The organism is Amycolatopsis plumensis, assembly GCF_042652605.1.
Classification (GTDB): domain Bacteria; phylum Actinomycetota; class Actinomycetes; order Mycobacteriales; family Pseudonocardiaceae; genus Amycolatopsis; species Amycolatopsis plumensis.
This window is the reverse complement of the sequence record NZ_JBHSJY010000001.1, coordinates 3090324-3104484: the sequence shown is the minus strand read 5'-3', so window position 1 is coordinate 3104484 and position 14161 is coordinate 3090324. Positions and strand designations below refer to the sequence as shown.

Annotated in this window: 15 protein-coding genes; 5 read left to right on the top strand and 10 right to left on the bottom strand. The window is 70.4% G+C overall.

Annotation, left to right across the window (positions count from 1 at the left end; genetic code table 11):
- Positions 1–88 precede the first annotated feature (88 nt).
- The 3 genes from ACFPLC_RS14825 to ACFPLC_RS14815 form a co-directional block, all read right to left on the bottom strand.
- Positions 89–1855: a gamma-glutamyltransferase family protein gene (locus tag ACFPLC_RS14825; protein ID WP_378205130.1), complete on the bottom strand. Its 1767-nt coding sequence runs from the start codon at positions 1853–1855 to the stop codon at positions 89–91.
- A gap of 27 nt (positions 1856–1882) precedes the next feature.
- Positions 1883–2266: a VOC family protein gene (locus ACFPLC_RS14820; RefSeq protein ID WP_378205127.1), complete on the bottom strand. Its 384-nt coding sequence runs from the start codon at positions 2264–2266 to the stop codon at positions 1883–1885.
- A 133-nt stretch (positions 2267–2399) separates the two neighbouring features.
- Positions 2400–3704, bottom strand: a complete 1305-nt coding sequence (locus ACFPLC_RS14815; protein WP_191308759.1) for a UDP-glucose dehydrogenase family protein — start codon at positions 3702–3704, stop codon at positions 2400–2402.
- 144 nt (positions 3705–3848) lie between these two features.
- On the opposite strand from ACFPLC_RS14815, the gene ACFPLC_RS14810 reads away from it, so the two are divergent.
- A complete protein-coding gene (locus ACFPLC_RS14810) occupies positions 3849–4607 on the top strand; it encodes an SDR family NAD(P)-dependent oxidoreductase (RefSeq protein WP_378205124.1) in 759 nt (252 codons plus the stop codon).
- Positions 4608–4686: 79 nt separating this feature from the next.
- Here the strand turns inward: ACFPLC_RS14810 and ACFPLC_RS14805 are convergent, their stop codons facing one another.
- The 3 genes from ACFPLC_RS14805 to ACFPLC_RS14795 all read right to left on the bottom strand — a co-directional run bounded on the left by ACFPLC_RS14805 (position 4687) and on the right by ACFPLC_RS14795 (position 7821).
- On the bottom strand, positions 4687–5334 hold the full coding sequence (locus ACFPLC_RS14805) for a class I SAM-dependent methyltransferase (RefSeq protein ID WP_378205121.1): 648 nt from the start codon (positions 5332–5334) through the stop codon (positions 4687–4689).
- A gap of 133 nt (positions 5335–5467) precedes the next feature.
- Entirely contained in the window at positions 5468–6097 is a 630-nt protein-coding gene (locus tag ACFPLC_RS14800) for a PadR family transcriptional regulator (RefSeq protein WP_378205119.1), read from the bottom strand.
- A gap of 83 nt (positions 6098–6180) precedes the next feature.
- Entirely contained in the window at positions 6181–7821 is a 1641-nt protein-coding gene (locus ACFPLC_RS14795) for a TM0106 family RecB-like putative nuclease (RefSeq protein ID WP_378205116.1), read from the bottom strand.
- Between the two features lie 90 nt (positions 7822–7911).
- Between ACFPLC_RS14795 and ACFPLC_RS14790 the strand changes: the two genes are divergently transcribed.
- The gene (locus ACFPLC_RS14790; protein ID WP_378205113.1) at positions 7912–8373 is read left to right on the top strand and encodes a DUF6474 family protein; all 462 of its coding nucleotides are present in this window, start codon (positions 7912–7914) and stop codon (positions 8371–8373) included.
- 59 nt (positions 8374–8432) lie between these two features.
- On the opposite strand, the gene ACFPLC_RS14785 is transcribed toward ACFPLC_RS14790, so the two are convergent.
- From ACFPLC_RS14785 to ACFPLC_RS14770, 4 genes are read right to left on the bottom strand one after another with little or no spacing between them, the layout of a single operon-like run.
- Complete coding sequence (locus ACFPLC_RS14785; protein WP_378205110.1) at positions 8433–9392, bottom strand: glycine betaine ABC transporter substrate-binding protein; 960 nt, start codon at positions 9390–9392, stop codon at positions 8433–8435.
- A complete protein-coding gene (locus ACFPLC_RS14780; RefSeq protein ID WP_378205107.1) occupies positions 9389–10168 on the bottom strand; it encodes an ABC transporter permease in 780 nt (259 codons plus the stop codon). The genes ACFPLC_RS14785 and ACFPLC_RS14780 overlap by 4 nt, the downstream gene beginning before the upstream one ends.
- Positions 10165–11331: an ATP-binding cassette domain-containing protein gene (locus tag ACFPLC_RS14775; protein ID WP_378205104.1), complete on the bottom strand. Its 1167-nt coding sequence runs from the start codon at positions 11329–11331 to the stop codon at positions 10165–10167. The genes ACFPLC_RS14780 and ACFPLC_RS14775 overlap by 4 nt, the downstream gene beginning before the upstream one ends.
- Positions 11324–11971, bottom strand: a complete 648-nt coding sequence (locus ACFPLC_RS14770; protein WP_206784142.1) for an ABC transporter permease — start codon at positions 11969–11971, stop codon at positions 11324–11326. The genes ACFPLC_RS14775 and ACFPLC_RS14770 overlap by 8 nt, the downstream gene beginning before the upstream one ends.
- 292 nt (positions 11972–12263) lie before the next feature.
- Here ACFPLC_RS14770 and ACFPLC_RS14765 point away from each other — a divergent pair, with 292 nt between their 5' ends.
- The 3 genes from ACFPLC_RS14765 to ACFPLC_RS14755 all read left to right on the top strand — a co-directional run bounded on the left by ACFPLC_RS14765 (position 12264) and on the right by ACFPLC_RS14755 (position 14159).
- A complete protein-coding gene (locus ACFPLC_RS14765; RefSeq protein ID WP_378205142.1) occupies positions 12264–12758 on the top strand; it encodes a hypothetical protein in 495 nt (164 codons plus the stop codon).
- A gap of 78 nt (positions 12759–12836) precedes the next feature.
- On the top strand, positions 12837–13592 hold the full coding sequence (locus ACFPLC_RS14760) for a YcnI family copper-binding membrane protein (protein WP_378205101.1): 756 nt from the start codon (positions 12837–12839) through the stop codon (positions 13590–13592).
- Positions 13593–14159: a copper resistance CopC family protein gene (locus tag ACFPLC_RS14755; protein ID WP_378205098.1), complete on the top strand. Its 567-nt coding sequence runs from the start codon at positions 13593–13595 to the stop codon at positions 14157–14159. It begins immediately after the preceding gene.
- Positions 14160–14161 lie beyond the last annotated feature (2 nt).

The window sequence follows — 14161 nt, the reverse complement described above, 5'->3', positions numbered from 1 at the left end:
CACCGCCAGAAGCACCACACCGACCAGCACAACATCAACTTAAGCTAAGCGGCATTGGGTTAGAACCCGCCTTACCACTCACGACCGACTACCGGCCTGCGGCGTAGCCCTGCATGCCGCGTGCGTTGGCCGCCGCTCGCAAGAGGCCGTCGGTCCGGGAGACCGCCGACAAGCGGCCCAGCGCCCAGTCTCCCGCATCGACCACCGCGTGACCGCGGGCGCGGAGGGCGTCCAAAGTAGACGCGCCCAGCCGGGACTCCACCACCAGCTCGCGCGGGTTCCACGAGCGCGGGTAGAACGAACTCGGGAACGCCGTCGTGTGCCAGGCCGGTGAGTCGATCGACTCCTGCAGGTTGAGCCCGCCGTAGACGTGCGCGAGCCAGAAGCACAGCTGCCACTGGTCCTGCTGGTCGCCACCGGGGGTGCCGAAGGCCAGCGTCGGGACGCCGTCGCGCAGGGCCAGGGACGGCGACAACGTGATCCGGGGGCGCTTGCGCGGGGCCAGGGAATTCGGCAAACCCTGCTCCAGCCAGAACATCTGGCCGCGCGAGTCCAGGCAGAACCCCAGCGAGGGGATCGTCGGGCTGGACTGCAGCCAGCCTCCCGACGGCGTCAGCGACACCAGGTTGCCCGCCGCGTCGACGACGTCGAGGTGGACCGTGTCGCCGCGGGTCTGGCCCTGGGGGCCGACCGTCGGCTCGCCCGTGGCGCCGTCGCCCGCCTCGATGCCCTGCAGCGAGTCCAGGATCGCCGGGAGACGTGCCGGGCCACGAGCGTCGCCTGGACGCAATACAGCAGACGCCGTGTCGGTGATCAAGGCGCGCCGGGCGTCCGTGTACGACGGCGAAAGGAGCACGTCCAGCGGCACGTCGGTGTCGCCGTACCAGGCCTCGCGGTCCGCGAAGGCCAGCTTCGCCGCTTCGGTCGCCAGGTGCACCGTGCGTTCCGACGGGATGCCGTCCACATAGGACAACTCGTCGCGGAAGCCGTGCAGCAGGAGCGCCTGCTGCAGCAGCGCCGGGCCCTGCGTCCAACCGCCCATCTTGACCAGGCGCCAGCCGTCGACGTCCACGAACGCCGGGTCCTCGTACGACGCCGACCACGACGCCAGGTCGTCGCCGGTCAGCAGGCCCGCGTGGTCGCGGCCGGAGTCGTCGCGGAACGCCGTCCGGCTGAACGCGTCGATCGCTTCCGCGACGAAACCTTGGGACCAGGCACGACGGCCCGCGTCGAGCTGCGCTTCGCGGCCCGAGACGGACTCCGCCTCGCGCAGCAGCCGCTCCCACGTGTCCGCCAAGGCCGGGTTCCGGTGCAGGCCGGACGCGGGCTTGCCGTCCGGCATCCAGAGCGCCGCGGACGTCGGCCAGTGCTCGGTGAACAGGCGGGACACCGCGCGGATCGTGTCGCCGACCCGCGACACCAGCGGGACGCCGTTGCGGGCGTAGCCGATCGCGTACTTCAGCACTTCGCGAAGCGGCTTCGTGCCGTAGTCGCGAAGCAGCAGGAGCCAGGCATCCCAGGCCCCCGGGACGGTCGCCGGGAGCAGGCCGCTGCCCGGGATCAGGTCCAGGCCCAGCGAAGCGAAGTGCGCCGCGGTGGCCCCCGCGGGCGACGGGCCTTGCCCGGCCAGCGCCCGCGGGGTCGGGTCGTCCGCCGTCACGAAGAGGCCGGGCACCTGGCCCGCCGGGCCGCACAGGTGCGGCTCGGCGACCTGGAGGACGAAGCCGGCGGCGACCGCCGCGTCGAACGCGTTGCCGCCGTCTTCCAGCACCGCCATCCCGGTGGCCGAGGCCAGCCAGTGCGTCGATGCCACCATCCCGAAGGTGCCGGTCAGCTCCGGCCTCGTCGTGAACATGCCTCGATAGTACGCAACGCTAACGAATTACCAAGCCGTCGGACGACGCCGCTCCGGCTCGTACGGCTGCGTGATGATTTCCATCCCGTTCCCGCCGGGATCGAGGAAGTAGACACCACGGCCGCCGTGGTTGTGGTTGATTTCGCCGACCTGCTTCCCCATCGGATCGGCGTGGTAGGTCACGCCGGTTTCGACGAGCCGCGCGAAGACGGCGTCGAAGTCGTCTTCCGGGATCAGGAAGCAGTAGTGCTGCAGGCGCAGGTCCTCTTCGGGGACGCTCGCGAAGTCCAGCCGGACGCCGTTGCGCGTCTCGACCGGGATGAACGGACCCCATTCTTCCCCGACTTCGAGGCCGAGCAGGTTCGCCAGAAATTCGGCGGATTCCCGGTTGTTCCGGGACGGGACGATCAAATGGTTCAATTCAACGGATACGGAAACTGACACGGTTGAAATGCCTCCAGGGCACTCCCGCCACCTCCATGCCTCACCCAGCCGGTGACCGACACGCGATGCCGTGCCGATCACCCTAGTCAAGAAGGCGCGGTCAGGAAACCGTGATTCGCGCCGCCGCCCGCGGCCGTCCGACACCCTGCCAAGACAGCCCGGCGTCGACGATCACCCGCGGGTCGAGCAGGTTCCGCGTGTCGACGACGTCGATGCCCTCCATCAGCTCGGCCATCGCCGCCCAGTCGAGGTGCTTGAACTCGGCCCACTCGGTGAGCACGACGACGGCGTCCGCGTCCTTCGCGACCTGGTAGGCGTCGTCGACGACGGTCATCCCGGCGATCTCGCCGTCGACGGCCGGGTCGTAGGCGATCAGCTCGGCGCCCAGCGCGCACAGCACCGACGAAACGGCGAGCGCGGGCGAGTCGCGCAGGTCGTTGGTGCCGGCCTTGAACGCCAGGCCCAGCACGCCGATCCGGGCGCCGGCCAGCGTCCCGCCGACCGCGCCGGCGATCTTCGCGACGATCCGGTCGCGCTGGGCCAGGTTCTCGTCGATGGCCGAGGTCAGCATCGTGAAGTCGTAGTTCACCGACTCGGCCACCTTGACCAGCGCACTCGTGTCCTTCGGCAGGCAGGAGCCGCCCCAGCCGGGGCCGGGCTTGAGGAACGTCCGGCCGATCCGCCGGTCGTAGCCCATCCCCTCGGTGACCAGGGAGATGTCCGCGCCCAGCCGTTCGCAGAGTTCGGCGATGGAGTTGACGTAGGACAGCTTCAGCGCCAGGTAGCAGTTCGCGGCGTACTTGACCAGTTCGGCGCTGGCGGCGTCGGCGACGACGACCGGCGCGTCGAGCTCGGCGTACAGCTCACCGACCCAGCGCGCGGCGGCGAGGTCGTCCGAGCCGACGACGATCCGGTCCGGGCCCAGGAAGTCCGCGACCGCGGTGCCTTCGCGCAGGAACTCGGGGTTCGACACCACCGGCACGTCGGTCCGGCCGACCAGCGCCTGGATCCGCTGCGAGGTGCCGACCGGCACGGTCGACTTGGTGACCAGCGCGCAGCCGGCGGGCAGGACGTCCCCGATCTCGGCCGTCACCGCCTCGACCGCGCGCAGGTCGGCGGAGCCACCGGCGCCCATCGGCGTCGGCACGCAGAGGAACACCGCCTGCGCGTGGCGGACCGCGTCCCGCGCGCCGACGACGAACTGCAGGCGCCCGGCCGCGATCCCGCGGTGCACGAGGTCGGCGAGCCCGGGTTCGAGGATGTCGACGCGGCCGGCGGCCAGCCGCGAGACCTTCGCGCGGTCGACGTCCACGCAGGTGACGAAATGCCCGAGACTGGCCAGGCAGGCCCCCGTGGTCAAGCCGACGTATCCGGTTCCTACCACCACGATCCGAGCTGGCGTCATGGTGCTGAAGGTGACAGCCGGACGTGACCACCGCGCTAACGGAACCCGTCATGCCCGAAAGCGGTGAGCGAAGACACGAGCCCTCCGGATGCGAACGAGCGTTAACCTGTCCCAGCGAACGTGCAGACGAAGGGAACGGCAAAGATGCAGATCACCGACACCGCGGCGCTCGTCACCGGGGGTGCGTCCGGCCTCGGCGGGGCGACGGCGAAGGCCCTCGCGGCCAAGGGCGCGCGGGTGTTCGCGCTGGACCTGGCGTCGTCGATCGAGAAGGCCGAGCAGGTCGAAGGGATCACCTACGTCGAGGCCGACGTCACCGACGTCGAGCAGGTCGAGGCCGCCGTGGCGACCGCTTCGGGCTCTGGCGTGCCGCTGCGGACCGTGGTGAACTGCGCCGGCATCGGGCCGTCCGCGCGGATCCTGTCCAAGAAGGGCCGCCACGACCTCGCGCTGTACGCGAAGGTCATCCAGATCAACCTGATCGGCACGTTCAACGTGCTGACCATCGCGTCCGAGGCGATCGCGAAGACCGAGCCCCTCGAAGACGACGCCCGCGGCGTCATCATCAACACCGCGTCCATCGCGGCGTTCGACGGCCAGATCGGGCAGGTCGCCTACTCGTCGTCCAAGGGCGGTGTCGTCGGCATGACACTGCCCGCCGCCCGTGACCTGGCCTCGCACGGCATCCGCGTGCTGACCATCGCGCCGGGCATCGTCGACACCCCGATGCTGGCCACGGTCAGCGACGAGTTCCGCGCGTCGCTCGCCGCCGGCGTCCCGTTCCCGAAGCGGCTCGCGCGGCCGGACGAATATGCCCAGCTCGCGCTGTCGCTCATCGACCACGACTACCTGAACGGCGAGGTCGTCCGGATGGACGGCTCGCTCCGGATGGCCCCGCGCTGAGCTGACGTCACTTTCATAGGGAAAGTGCGGTTTGAGGGCCCCTCGAACCGCACTTTCCCTATGAAAGCTGCGTCTTGACTCAGCGGGTGAGGCGGACCTCGAGGCCGATGCCGTCGGTGGTGACCGAGCAGCCGCCGAACGCGCTCTCCGCGGCGAGCGTCTCGAACTGCTCACGCGTGAACGCGCGGCGCCGCAGCCACCCCAGCGTCTGCCGGACGGTGAACCCGGCGACCACGCCGACATGCATCCCGGCCACCTCGCGGTCGATGTCCGCGCTGGTGGCCTCGTGGTTGAGGTCGTGGATCACCGCGTAGCCGCCCGGGCGCAGCACCCGGTGCATCTCGTTCAACGCGCTCACCGGTTGCCGGAAGTTCTTGAACGCGGCCTGGCAGATCAGGAAGTCGAACGACTCGTCCGCGAACGGCGCGTGCGTGATGTCGCCCTGGCGGAAGTCGATGCCCGGGCCGTTTTCCCGGGCGATTTCGACCATGGTGTGGCTGATGTCGAGCCCGGTGACGCGGTAGCCGCGCTTCGCCAGCTCCACGGCGAAGAAGCCGGGCCCGGGCGCCACCTCCAGGACTTCGGCGCCTTCCGGCCAGCCAGCGGTGACCTCGGCCGCCTGCCGCCGGTACTGCGCGAGCTGGGCCTCGGTGCCGCGGTTCTTGGCGTACCAGCGGGCCTGGAACCCCTCCATCTCGGGCACTCGGTGCTTGCGGGTCGTCTCCATGGAGTTCTCCTCTTCGGTTGGACCGAACCGAAGAGCGCACCCCGTTATCCTTGCGGTGCCACCTCGGGGCCGGGCGTGCTCGGTTCGGGGTCGAGGACCCCGGGCGGTGTGCCAGCACCTCCCGGGGTCCGTGCTATTTCTCCACGAACTCCCCGAAGTCGTCGGGAAGCTCGCCGGTCTCGTGCCAGCGCCGCCAGGCCTCGATACCCGGCAAGGCGCCGCTGGTCAGTTCGTCGAGGAAGCCGCGCACCCAGCGCGCCTCGGCCTCCGTCATCGCGATGTCGTACTCGACCTCGATCAGGAACATCCGCGGCATCAGCGGCCGCAGCTGATCGAGCGCCGCGCGCTGCTTTCCGGCCCGCTCGTCGAGCCGGCCGAGCCGCTCCCGCAGCCGGCTGATCGCCTGGTCCGGCCCGAGGACGCCGATCATCGACAGCCCCGACCGGAACCGCGGCGGTTCCGGGTCGACCGTGCCGACGAGCTCGCGGACCCAGTCCTCGAACTCCTCGCGGCCTGCCGGGGTGATCCGGTAGACGGTCCGTTCGGGCCGCCCGCCGTCCTTGACGCTCCCGACGGCCTCGATGAAGCCGTGTTTCTGCAGGTTGGCGACGACGGTGTAGAGCGAGCCCCACTTGATCGGCAGGTCCGCGTCCTTGCCGCGCTCCTTGAGCACGGCCGCCATCTCGTACGGGTGCCGCGGGCGTTCCACCACGACGGACAGCACGGCCAGGCCGAGCAGGTTGCCCACCTTCCGCCGCTTCATCCCGACTCCTCGTCTACGAGTACTCGCAGACGAGTATTACGCAGAACGCGCCAGTGGGCAAGTGTCTTAGTCGACAAAGCACCTCAAAGGTCGAACATGTACGGCACTTCGGCCTGGGCCCGCGCGTCGATCCACTCACGCAGCGCCCGGGTCGCGAGGACGTCGTCCTCGTTGTAGCGCAGGAGCCGCTCGCGCTGGTCGTCGTCCGGCTTCTCGCCGTCCATGCCCACGGCGTCGCGGTACCAGCGCATCGACGCCTCACCGCCCGCCTCCGCGTCGCGCCAGGAGAAGCCGGCCACCGGCGCGATCACCTTCAGGCCCTTGCCGTGGGAGCACAGGAACTGGTCGGTGACGCTGCGGAAGAGGTCCACCCACTGCTCGGAATCCACAAAGGACTGAATGTCCTTCTTCGTGGGCACGCCGGGGTGGTCGCCGAAGCGCTCGACCGAGCCGAAGAGCCAGCGGTTCTCGGCGAGCGCGTTGTAGCAGTAGGCGCGGAAGGTCAGTCCGGCCGCTTCGGTGCGCTCGCGGACGTCGGTGAGCCAGGCCCAGAACTCGGCGAAGGAGCGGGCCTCGTCGTCGGTGGGCAGCGGGTCCCAGGTCGCGAAGGCGCGGTAGCCCTGCGGGACGCCGACGTCGGCGCCGGTCAGCAGACAGCCCCAGAGGTACGCGCCGGCGTCGCCGAAGCTCTCCATGTCGACGTCGACCTCGACGTCTGCGCGCGGCACCTTGACCCGGTCGACCCGGCGCACCAGCGTCAGGTCGGCCAGCCAGGCGCGGGCGAGCACGACGGCGTCCGGAAAGGTGACGCCCGTCCAGTTCACCGCCGGCGGCTCGCCCGCCGGGTCGAGCGCGGCCAGCTTGTCCACAGTGGACACGCCGGCGCGGCGCAGCTCGACGGCGTCCTCGCCGCGCACGACCAGGCTGACGTCCCGGGTCTCGGTGAGCACCACCTCGCACGTCGGCCACCACGGGCAGCGCTTGCACTCCAGCACGCGCGACGGCTCGGCAAGCGGTTCCTCGCCGTTCGCGGCCGCGGTGGCGATGGCCAGCCGGTCGGCGAACCGGGCCTGGTACTCGGTGAGCGCGGTGCGGCCGCCGGGCCAGGTGCCCGCGGTGAGGTCGTGCCAGACGACGACGTCGGCGTCGAGCCCGATGACACCGCCGAGGGTGAGGCTCTCGTCGGCGTGCCCGAGCGTCTGCAGCATGCGACGGATGTGCACGAGCTTGAGCTGGTCCCGCGGCTGCGAGCGGACCTTGCGGCCCTCGTCGGCCTTCCGGTGCGCCGGGTCGAGGTCGGTCATTTCGGTGACGATCGCGCCGGTGCCGCGGTCGGTGATGCGGTGGCGCACGACGAGCACCGGGACGTAGCCGCGGCCGGTGCGCACCAGCAGGTCGATCCCGCCGCGCCGGTGCCCGGCCGTGTCGACCGGCAGCAGCGCACCCCAGATGTAGCGCGCCCCGTCGGCGAAGGCCTGCAGCGTCTGCTCGACGCGCTCGTGGGCGGGGAGGTCGCGGCCGATCTTCACCCAGTGGTCGTCGTTCGCGGCCATCAGCCGGGTGACGATGTCCTCGCGGTGGGCGGTGGCGTCGTCGATCCGCTGCTGCGCGGTGGGGTCGGGCGGGGAAAGCGGGACCTCGCGCATGGCGGGATCGTGCTCGAGGTGCACGCGGCGACGGCAGCGGCTGACCGCGCCCGCGTCGAGTACCACCTCGGTGTTCATGGAGATCACTCTAGATTCCCACCGCCGAGCCGACATGCCCGCCACCCAGGCGACCAGTAAGTTCGACCTCGACACGTCGCAGGAGGTGCCATGGCGCGCAAGGCCAAGGTCGAGGGTGAAGCCAGGTTCACCCCAAAAAGGGCGAAGAACGCGGTCGCGGTGGCGAAGGTGCTCGGCCCGGCGGTGATCCCGGTGGTGGCCCCGCTGGCGGTCCGCGCGGCGGGCGCGGCCCGCGAGGCGTACGACCGCTACCAGGCGCGCAAGCTGGGGGTCTCGGTCGACAAGCTAGGCTTGTACACCGGCCGCGGCGCGGCGCTGCACGCCCGGATCGCGGGGGTGGCCGAGGGCTGCCAGGACCTGCAGAAGTCGGAGAAGGCTTCGGACGCGGACCGGGAGTTCGCGCGCGGCGCGCTGGGAACGCTGGAGCAGCTGTCGGCTTCGGTACGGGCGGCGGAGCGGATGCCGTCGGCGCGGCGGAAGTCGGTGCACCGGGCGGTGGCCGGCGAGCTGGAGCGCCTCGAGGGCCAGCTGCTGAACCGCCTCGGCCTCTGACCCCAGCCCGCTCGTGAGTGGTAAGGAGGGTTCTAACCCGCCTTACCACTCACGAGCGGTTACTGGATGAAGCCCTTCTTGACCATCCAGTCGTGGGCGACCTTGCCCGCGTCCTGGCCGTCGACATCCACCTGCTTGCACAGCTCGACCATCTGCTCGTTGTCGATCGCCGCGCTCACCTTTTCCAGGGGGCCGCGGACCTCGGGGTGCTGGTCGAGCCACTCCGTGCGCAGCGTGGCCACCGCGTTGTACTGGGGAAACGCCTTCTTGTCGTCCTCCAGGACCCGCAGGTTCAAGCCCGAGATCCGGCCGTCCGTCGTGAACACCTCGCCCACCGGGCAGGTTCCGCTCGCCACCGCCGAATAGATCGTGCCGATGCCGAAGTTCTTCACCGTCGGGTTCTGGAAGCCGTACGCCTTCACCGCGGCCGGGAAGCCGTCCTGGCGACTGGTGAATTCCGTCTCCAGGCAGAACACTGCCTGGTCCGGCTTCTGCTTGATGAACGCCGCCAAATCGGACGTCGTCTTCAGGTTGTTGGCCGCGCCGTACTTCTCCGTCACCGCGAACGCGTACTGGTCGTTCAGCGGCGAATAGTTCAGCCACGTGACGCCGAACTTCTCCTTGTCCGCCTTGGCCGTCGCCTCGTACTGGGCTTGCTCGCCGCCCGGGACCGGGAGCTCGTTGCCCTGGTAGTTGATCCAGCCCGTGCCCGTGTACTCCCACGTGACGTCGGTCTGCCCGGACAGCAGCGCCTGGCGTGACGAGTTCGACCCCTTGATGTCCGAGAGATCCACGACGTCCGCGCCCGCGGCTGACAGCGCCATCTCGGCCATGTACGCCAGGATGATGTTCTCGGTGAAGTCCTTCGACCCCACCGTCACCTTCACCCCCTGCAGGGCCGGGATCGGCTGGATCGAGCCGGGCTTGATGTCGTACGGCACCGCCTGGTTGACCGTCAGGCCGCAGGACGACAGCGTGACGCCGAGCAGCGCCACGGCCGCCAGTCGCCGGAGTTTCATCGCAGCCCCTTCGGTCCGAAGTACTGTTCGGCGACCGCGCCCAGCCAGTCGACCAGCAGGGCCAGCGCGACGGCCAGCACCGAGCCGGTCACCAGCACCGAGGTCAGGTTCAGCTTGTAGCCGGTGTCGATCAGGAGCCCGAACCCGCCGGCGTTGACGAACATGCCGAACGTCGCCGTGCCGACCGCCAGTACCAGCGACGTGCGCAGGCCGGCCAGGATCAGCGGGACGGCCAGCGGCAGCTCGACGCGCCAGAGCACCGCGCCCGCCGACATCCCGATGCCGCGGCCCGCGTCGATCAGGGCCGGGTCGACCTGCTGGATGCCGACCATCGTGTTCCGCAGCACCGGCAGCAGCGAGTAGAACGCCAGCGGCAGCGCGGCCACCCAGATCCCGCCGGTCGCGCCGGTGACGATGAACCACAGCACCAGCACGCCGAGCGCGGGCGCGGCCTGGCCGATGTTCGCGATGGCCAGGAAGACCGGCGCCAGGAAGCGCGCCCACGGCCGCGTGACGATCACCCCGAGCGGCACCGCGACCAGCACGACGATCGCGGTCACCACAAGCGTCATCAGCACGTGGTCCCCCAGCGCCGTGAGCAGGGTCGACGCGTTGAGCGTCTGCTTCTCCGTCGCGTTCAGCCCGCTGGAGAACACGGCGACCAGCGTCACCGCGACGATCACCAGCACCGCGATCGGCTGGGCGAACAGCCGGACGCGCTCGGCGCGTTTCGAGCCCGATTCAGTGCTGAAGCCGGTGTCGACGGCTGCTGTCATGCCGGCACCTCTTCGTCGTTCGTGTGCTCCTCGCGCAGCTGCTGGATGGTCGCGATCACCGTGTCCAGCTGGATGGTGCCCGCGTACTCCCCGCGCGCGCCGGTGACCGGCACCGACCCGCCCTCGGCGAGCATCGCCTCGAGCGCGTCCTGCAGCGTCGACTGCAGGCTGACGACGTCGCGCAGCGGCTTGCCGAGGTTGGCCAGCGACGTCGCCGACGTCAGCTCGCGGACGTGCACCCAGCGCGTCGGACGGCGCCGCGCGTCCAGCACCAGCGCGAAGTGCTTGCGCGAGGACTGGAGCTTCTCGCGCACCGAAGCGGGCGACTCGTCGGCGGTCACGGTGAGCGCGTCCTGCTGCAGTTCGACGTCCCGGACGCGCAGCAGGGTCAGCTGCTTCAGCGACGCGCCCGCGCCCACGAAGCCCGCGACCGTGTCGTCCGCCGGGTTCGCCAGGATCGCTTCCGGGGTGTCGTACTGCAGGATCGTCGACTGGTTGCCGAGCACCGCGATCTTGTCGCCCAGCTTCACGGCCTCGTCGAAGTCGTGCGTCACGAAGACGATCGTCTTCTTCAGCTCGCTCTGCAGGCGCAGCAGCTCGTCCTGCAGGTTGCCGCGGGTGATCGGGTCGACCGCGCCGAACGGCTCGTCCATCAGCAGCACCGGCGGGTCCGCGGCCAGCGCCCGCGCGACGCCGACGCGCTGCTGCTGGCCGCCCGACAGCTGGCGCGGGAAGCGGTCGCGGAAGTCGGCCGGGTCGAGCCCGACCAGGTCCATCATCTCCTCGACCCGGTCGTTGACCTTCTTCTTGTCCCAGCCGAGCAGCCCCGGCACCACCGCGATGTTCTGCGCGACGGTGAAGTGCGGGAACAGCCCGGCCTGCTGGATGGCGTAGCCGATGCGACGGCGCAGCGTGTCGACGTCGAGCTTGAGCGCGTCCTCGCCGCCGATGGTGATCTTGCCGGACGTTGGCTGGACCAGGCGGTTGATCATCCGCATGGTCGTGGTCTTGCCGCAGCCGGACGGGCCGACGAAGACGACGATCTTGCCCGCGGGCACGACCATCGAGAAGTCGTTGACGGCCGCTTCGCGGGTGCCGGGGTACCGCTTGGTCACGTGCTCCAGCTCGATTTCGACGCCGGAGACTTCCTCGTTCTCAGCCACGGACACCCCTAGAGACGGTGAAGCGCTTGATCAGGACGTAGACGCCGTCGAGGAGCAGGGCGAGGATGACCACCCCGACCGTGCCGGTGACGGCTTGGTTGAGGGAGTTCGTGCTCCCCGCGTTCGTCAGGCCGGAGAAGACCTCGGCGCCGAAGCCGGGCCCCTTCGCGTAGGCGGCGATCACCGCGATGCCCATCAGCATCTGCGTGGCCACCCGCATGCCGGTGAGGATCGCCGGCCAGGCCAGCCGCAGCTCGACGCGAGTGAGCACGCCGAAGCGGCTCATCCCGATGCCGCGGGCGGCGTCGGTGACCGCCGGGTCGACGCCGTCGAGCCCGACGATGGTGTTCCGGACGATCGGCAGCAGGCCGTAGAGCACCAGCGCGATCACGGCGGTCGTCGGACCGAGCCCCGAAATGGGGATCAGCAGGCCCAGGAGGGCGAACGACGGGACCGTCAAGATCGTGCTCGCCAGCGCCGTGGCCACCGCCGAACCGATCGGGCTGCGGTACACCGCGACCCCGATCAGCACGCCGAGGACCGCGGCGATGATCGTGCACTGCACCACCATGCTGGTGTGCAGGTAGGCCTCCAGCCACAGCTTGCTCGCCCGGTCGGAGATGTAGTCGAAGAGGTTCATCCGTGTTCGCTCTCCCGCCCTTCGCACCGGCCTTCACCCGAACGGGCTAGTTCCTGACCAGCGGCTCAGTACCCACGACACTGCCGTCCGAAACCCCCGTCTTCGGCCCACCGTGGCCCAGCCGGCGGAGATCGGCAACAAATCGCCTGAACCACCGCGTGGCGCGGGCCGTGAACTCGGTGTGTGCTCAGTTCACGGGATCACACGTTCACGGCGGAGCAGGTCCCTTAGGCTGCTCTTCATGAGCGATCCGAGACGGCGTCCCGCCGTGCTCGGAGCTACCCGTGGAGCATTGCTCGCCGCGTGCGCCGGTGCACTCTCCGTCACCGCACACCGGATCGCCGACGGTGGCCTGCCGGACCCGGCGATGACCGTGCTGCTCGCCGGCCTCTTCGGCTGGACCGCGGCCGCGCTCGCCCGCAAGGCGCGCGGACCGGTCGCCACGATCGCCCTGCTCGGGACCGCCCAGCTGGTGATGCACCTGCTGCTGACCACGCTCGCCGACCACCACGACATGGCTGCGGCGCCCGGACCGAGCGGGCTCGGCATGACCGCCGCGCACGCGATCGCGACCGTGCTCACCGCGCTGCTGCTCGCCCGCGCGGACACGATGCTCCTCACGGTGCTGGCCGCGCTGCGCGCCATCCTGCCGCGGCTGCTCACCCCGCTGCCGGTGCCGTCCGCGGCGCCCGCGCTCGTCCCGGCCCGCCCGGTCGGCCCGGACCACCTCGTCGGCGTCGACCTGCGCCGGATCCGCGGGCGGCGCGGCCCGCCCGCGCACTCCTGAACCCCAGCTCGTCCCCGAAAAACGGCCGGTACCCGAACCGAGCCGTCCCCTTTTCTTGAGTTCATCAGGAGTGAACCCATGTCCCAGCACGTCTTCAAGCGCGCCGGTTTCCTCGTCGCCGCCGTCGGTGTCGCCGGTCTCCTCGGCACCGGCGTCGCGTCCGCGCACGTGACGGCCAACGTCTACGGCCCGCAGCCCACGAAGGGCGGCTACGCGGCGATCGTCTTCCGCGTGCCGAGCGAGGAAAAGGACCCCATCACCACCACGAAGGTCGCCGTCGACTTCAAGGCGGACTACGGCATCGGCTCGGTGCGGACCAAGCCGGTGCCCGGCTGGACCGCCGAGGTGACGAAGTCGAAGCTGCCCACCCCGATCACCAAGGACAACGGGACGCAGATCACCGAAGCCGTCACCGCGGTCACCTGGACCGCGCAGCCGGGCAACGAGCTCAAGGCCACCGACTACCAGGAGTTCGCGGTCTCCTTCGGCCCGCTGCCGACCAACGTGGACCAGGTGGAGTTCCCGGCCCACCAGACCTACAGCGACGGCAAGGTCGTCGACTGGAACCAGCCGGCCCCGGCGAACGGCGAGGAGCCGGAGCACCCGTCGCCGGCCGTCAAGCTGGCCGCGAAGTCGGAGGGCGACGCGCACGGGATGGCCGCGAACACGGCGGCCACCACCGGGGAGCACACTGAAGCCGCGGCGGCGTCCGACACCACGGCCCGCTGGCTCGGCGGAGCCGGTCTGCTCGTCGGTGCCATCGGCCTCGGCGTCGGGGCCGGCGCGACCATCCGGGCGCGCAAGGCCACGGCCAAGTCGGGAGGCAACAGCTAAATGCGCGGTGTGCTCGTCGCGCTGGCGTTGACCGGGGTGGCCGTGCTCGGCACGGCCACCCCCGCGCTGGCGCACAACGTGCTGATCTCCTCGGACCCGGCGAACGGCTCGTCCGTCGCCGCCGGCCCGGCGAAGATCAGCCTGACCTTCGACCAGTACGTGCAGGGCGCGGACGTCAACCAGATCGCGGTGACCGGTCCCGGTGGCGGCCAGTGGGCCGAGGGGCCGATCGGCGTGGTGAACAACGTCATCAGCGCGCCCCTGCGGCCACTTGGGCCGGCCGGGAAGTACACCGTCGGCTACCGGGTGCTGTCCGCGGACGGCCACCCGGTGACCGGTGAGTTCAGCTTCACGCTGACGGCCGCGGGCACCGGCACCCCGGCGACCGTCGACGCGGCGAGGTCGCCGGGCGGCTCCTCGTCGGCGGCGCCGCAGTCGTCGTCGACCGGCGTGCCGATCTGGGTCTGGATCGCCGGCGCCGTCGTGCTGCTGGCCATCGGGCTGACCGTGGCCCTGCGCTCGGGCGGCAGGGTCAGTGAAGAAAACCCGGCAGAAAAGAAGCAGTAGTT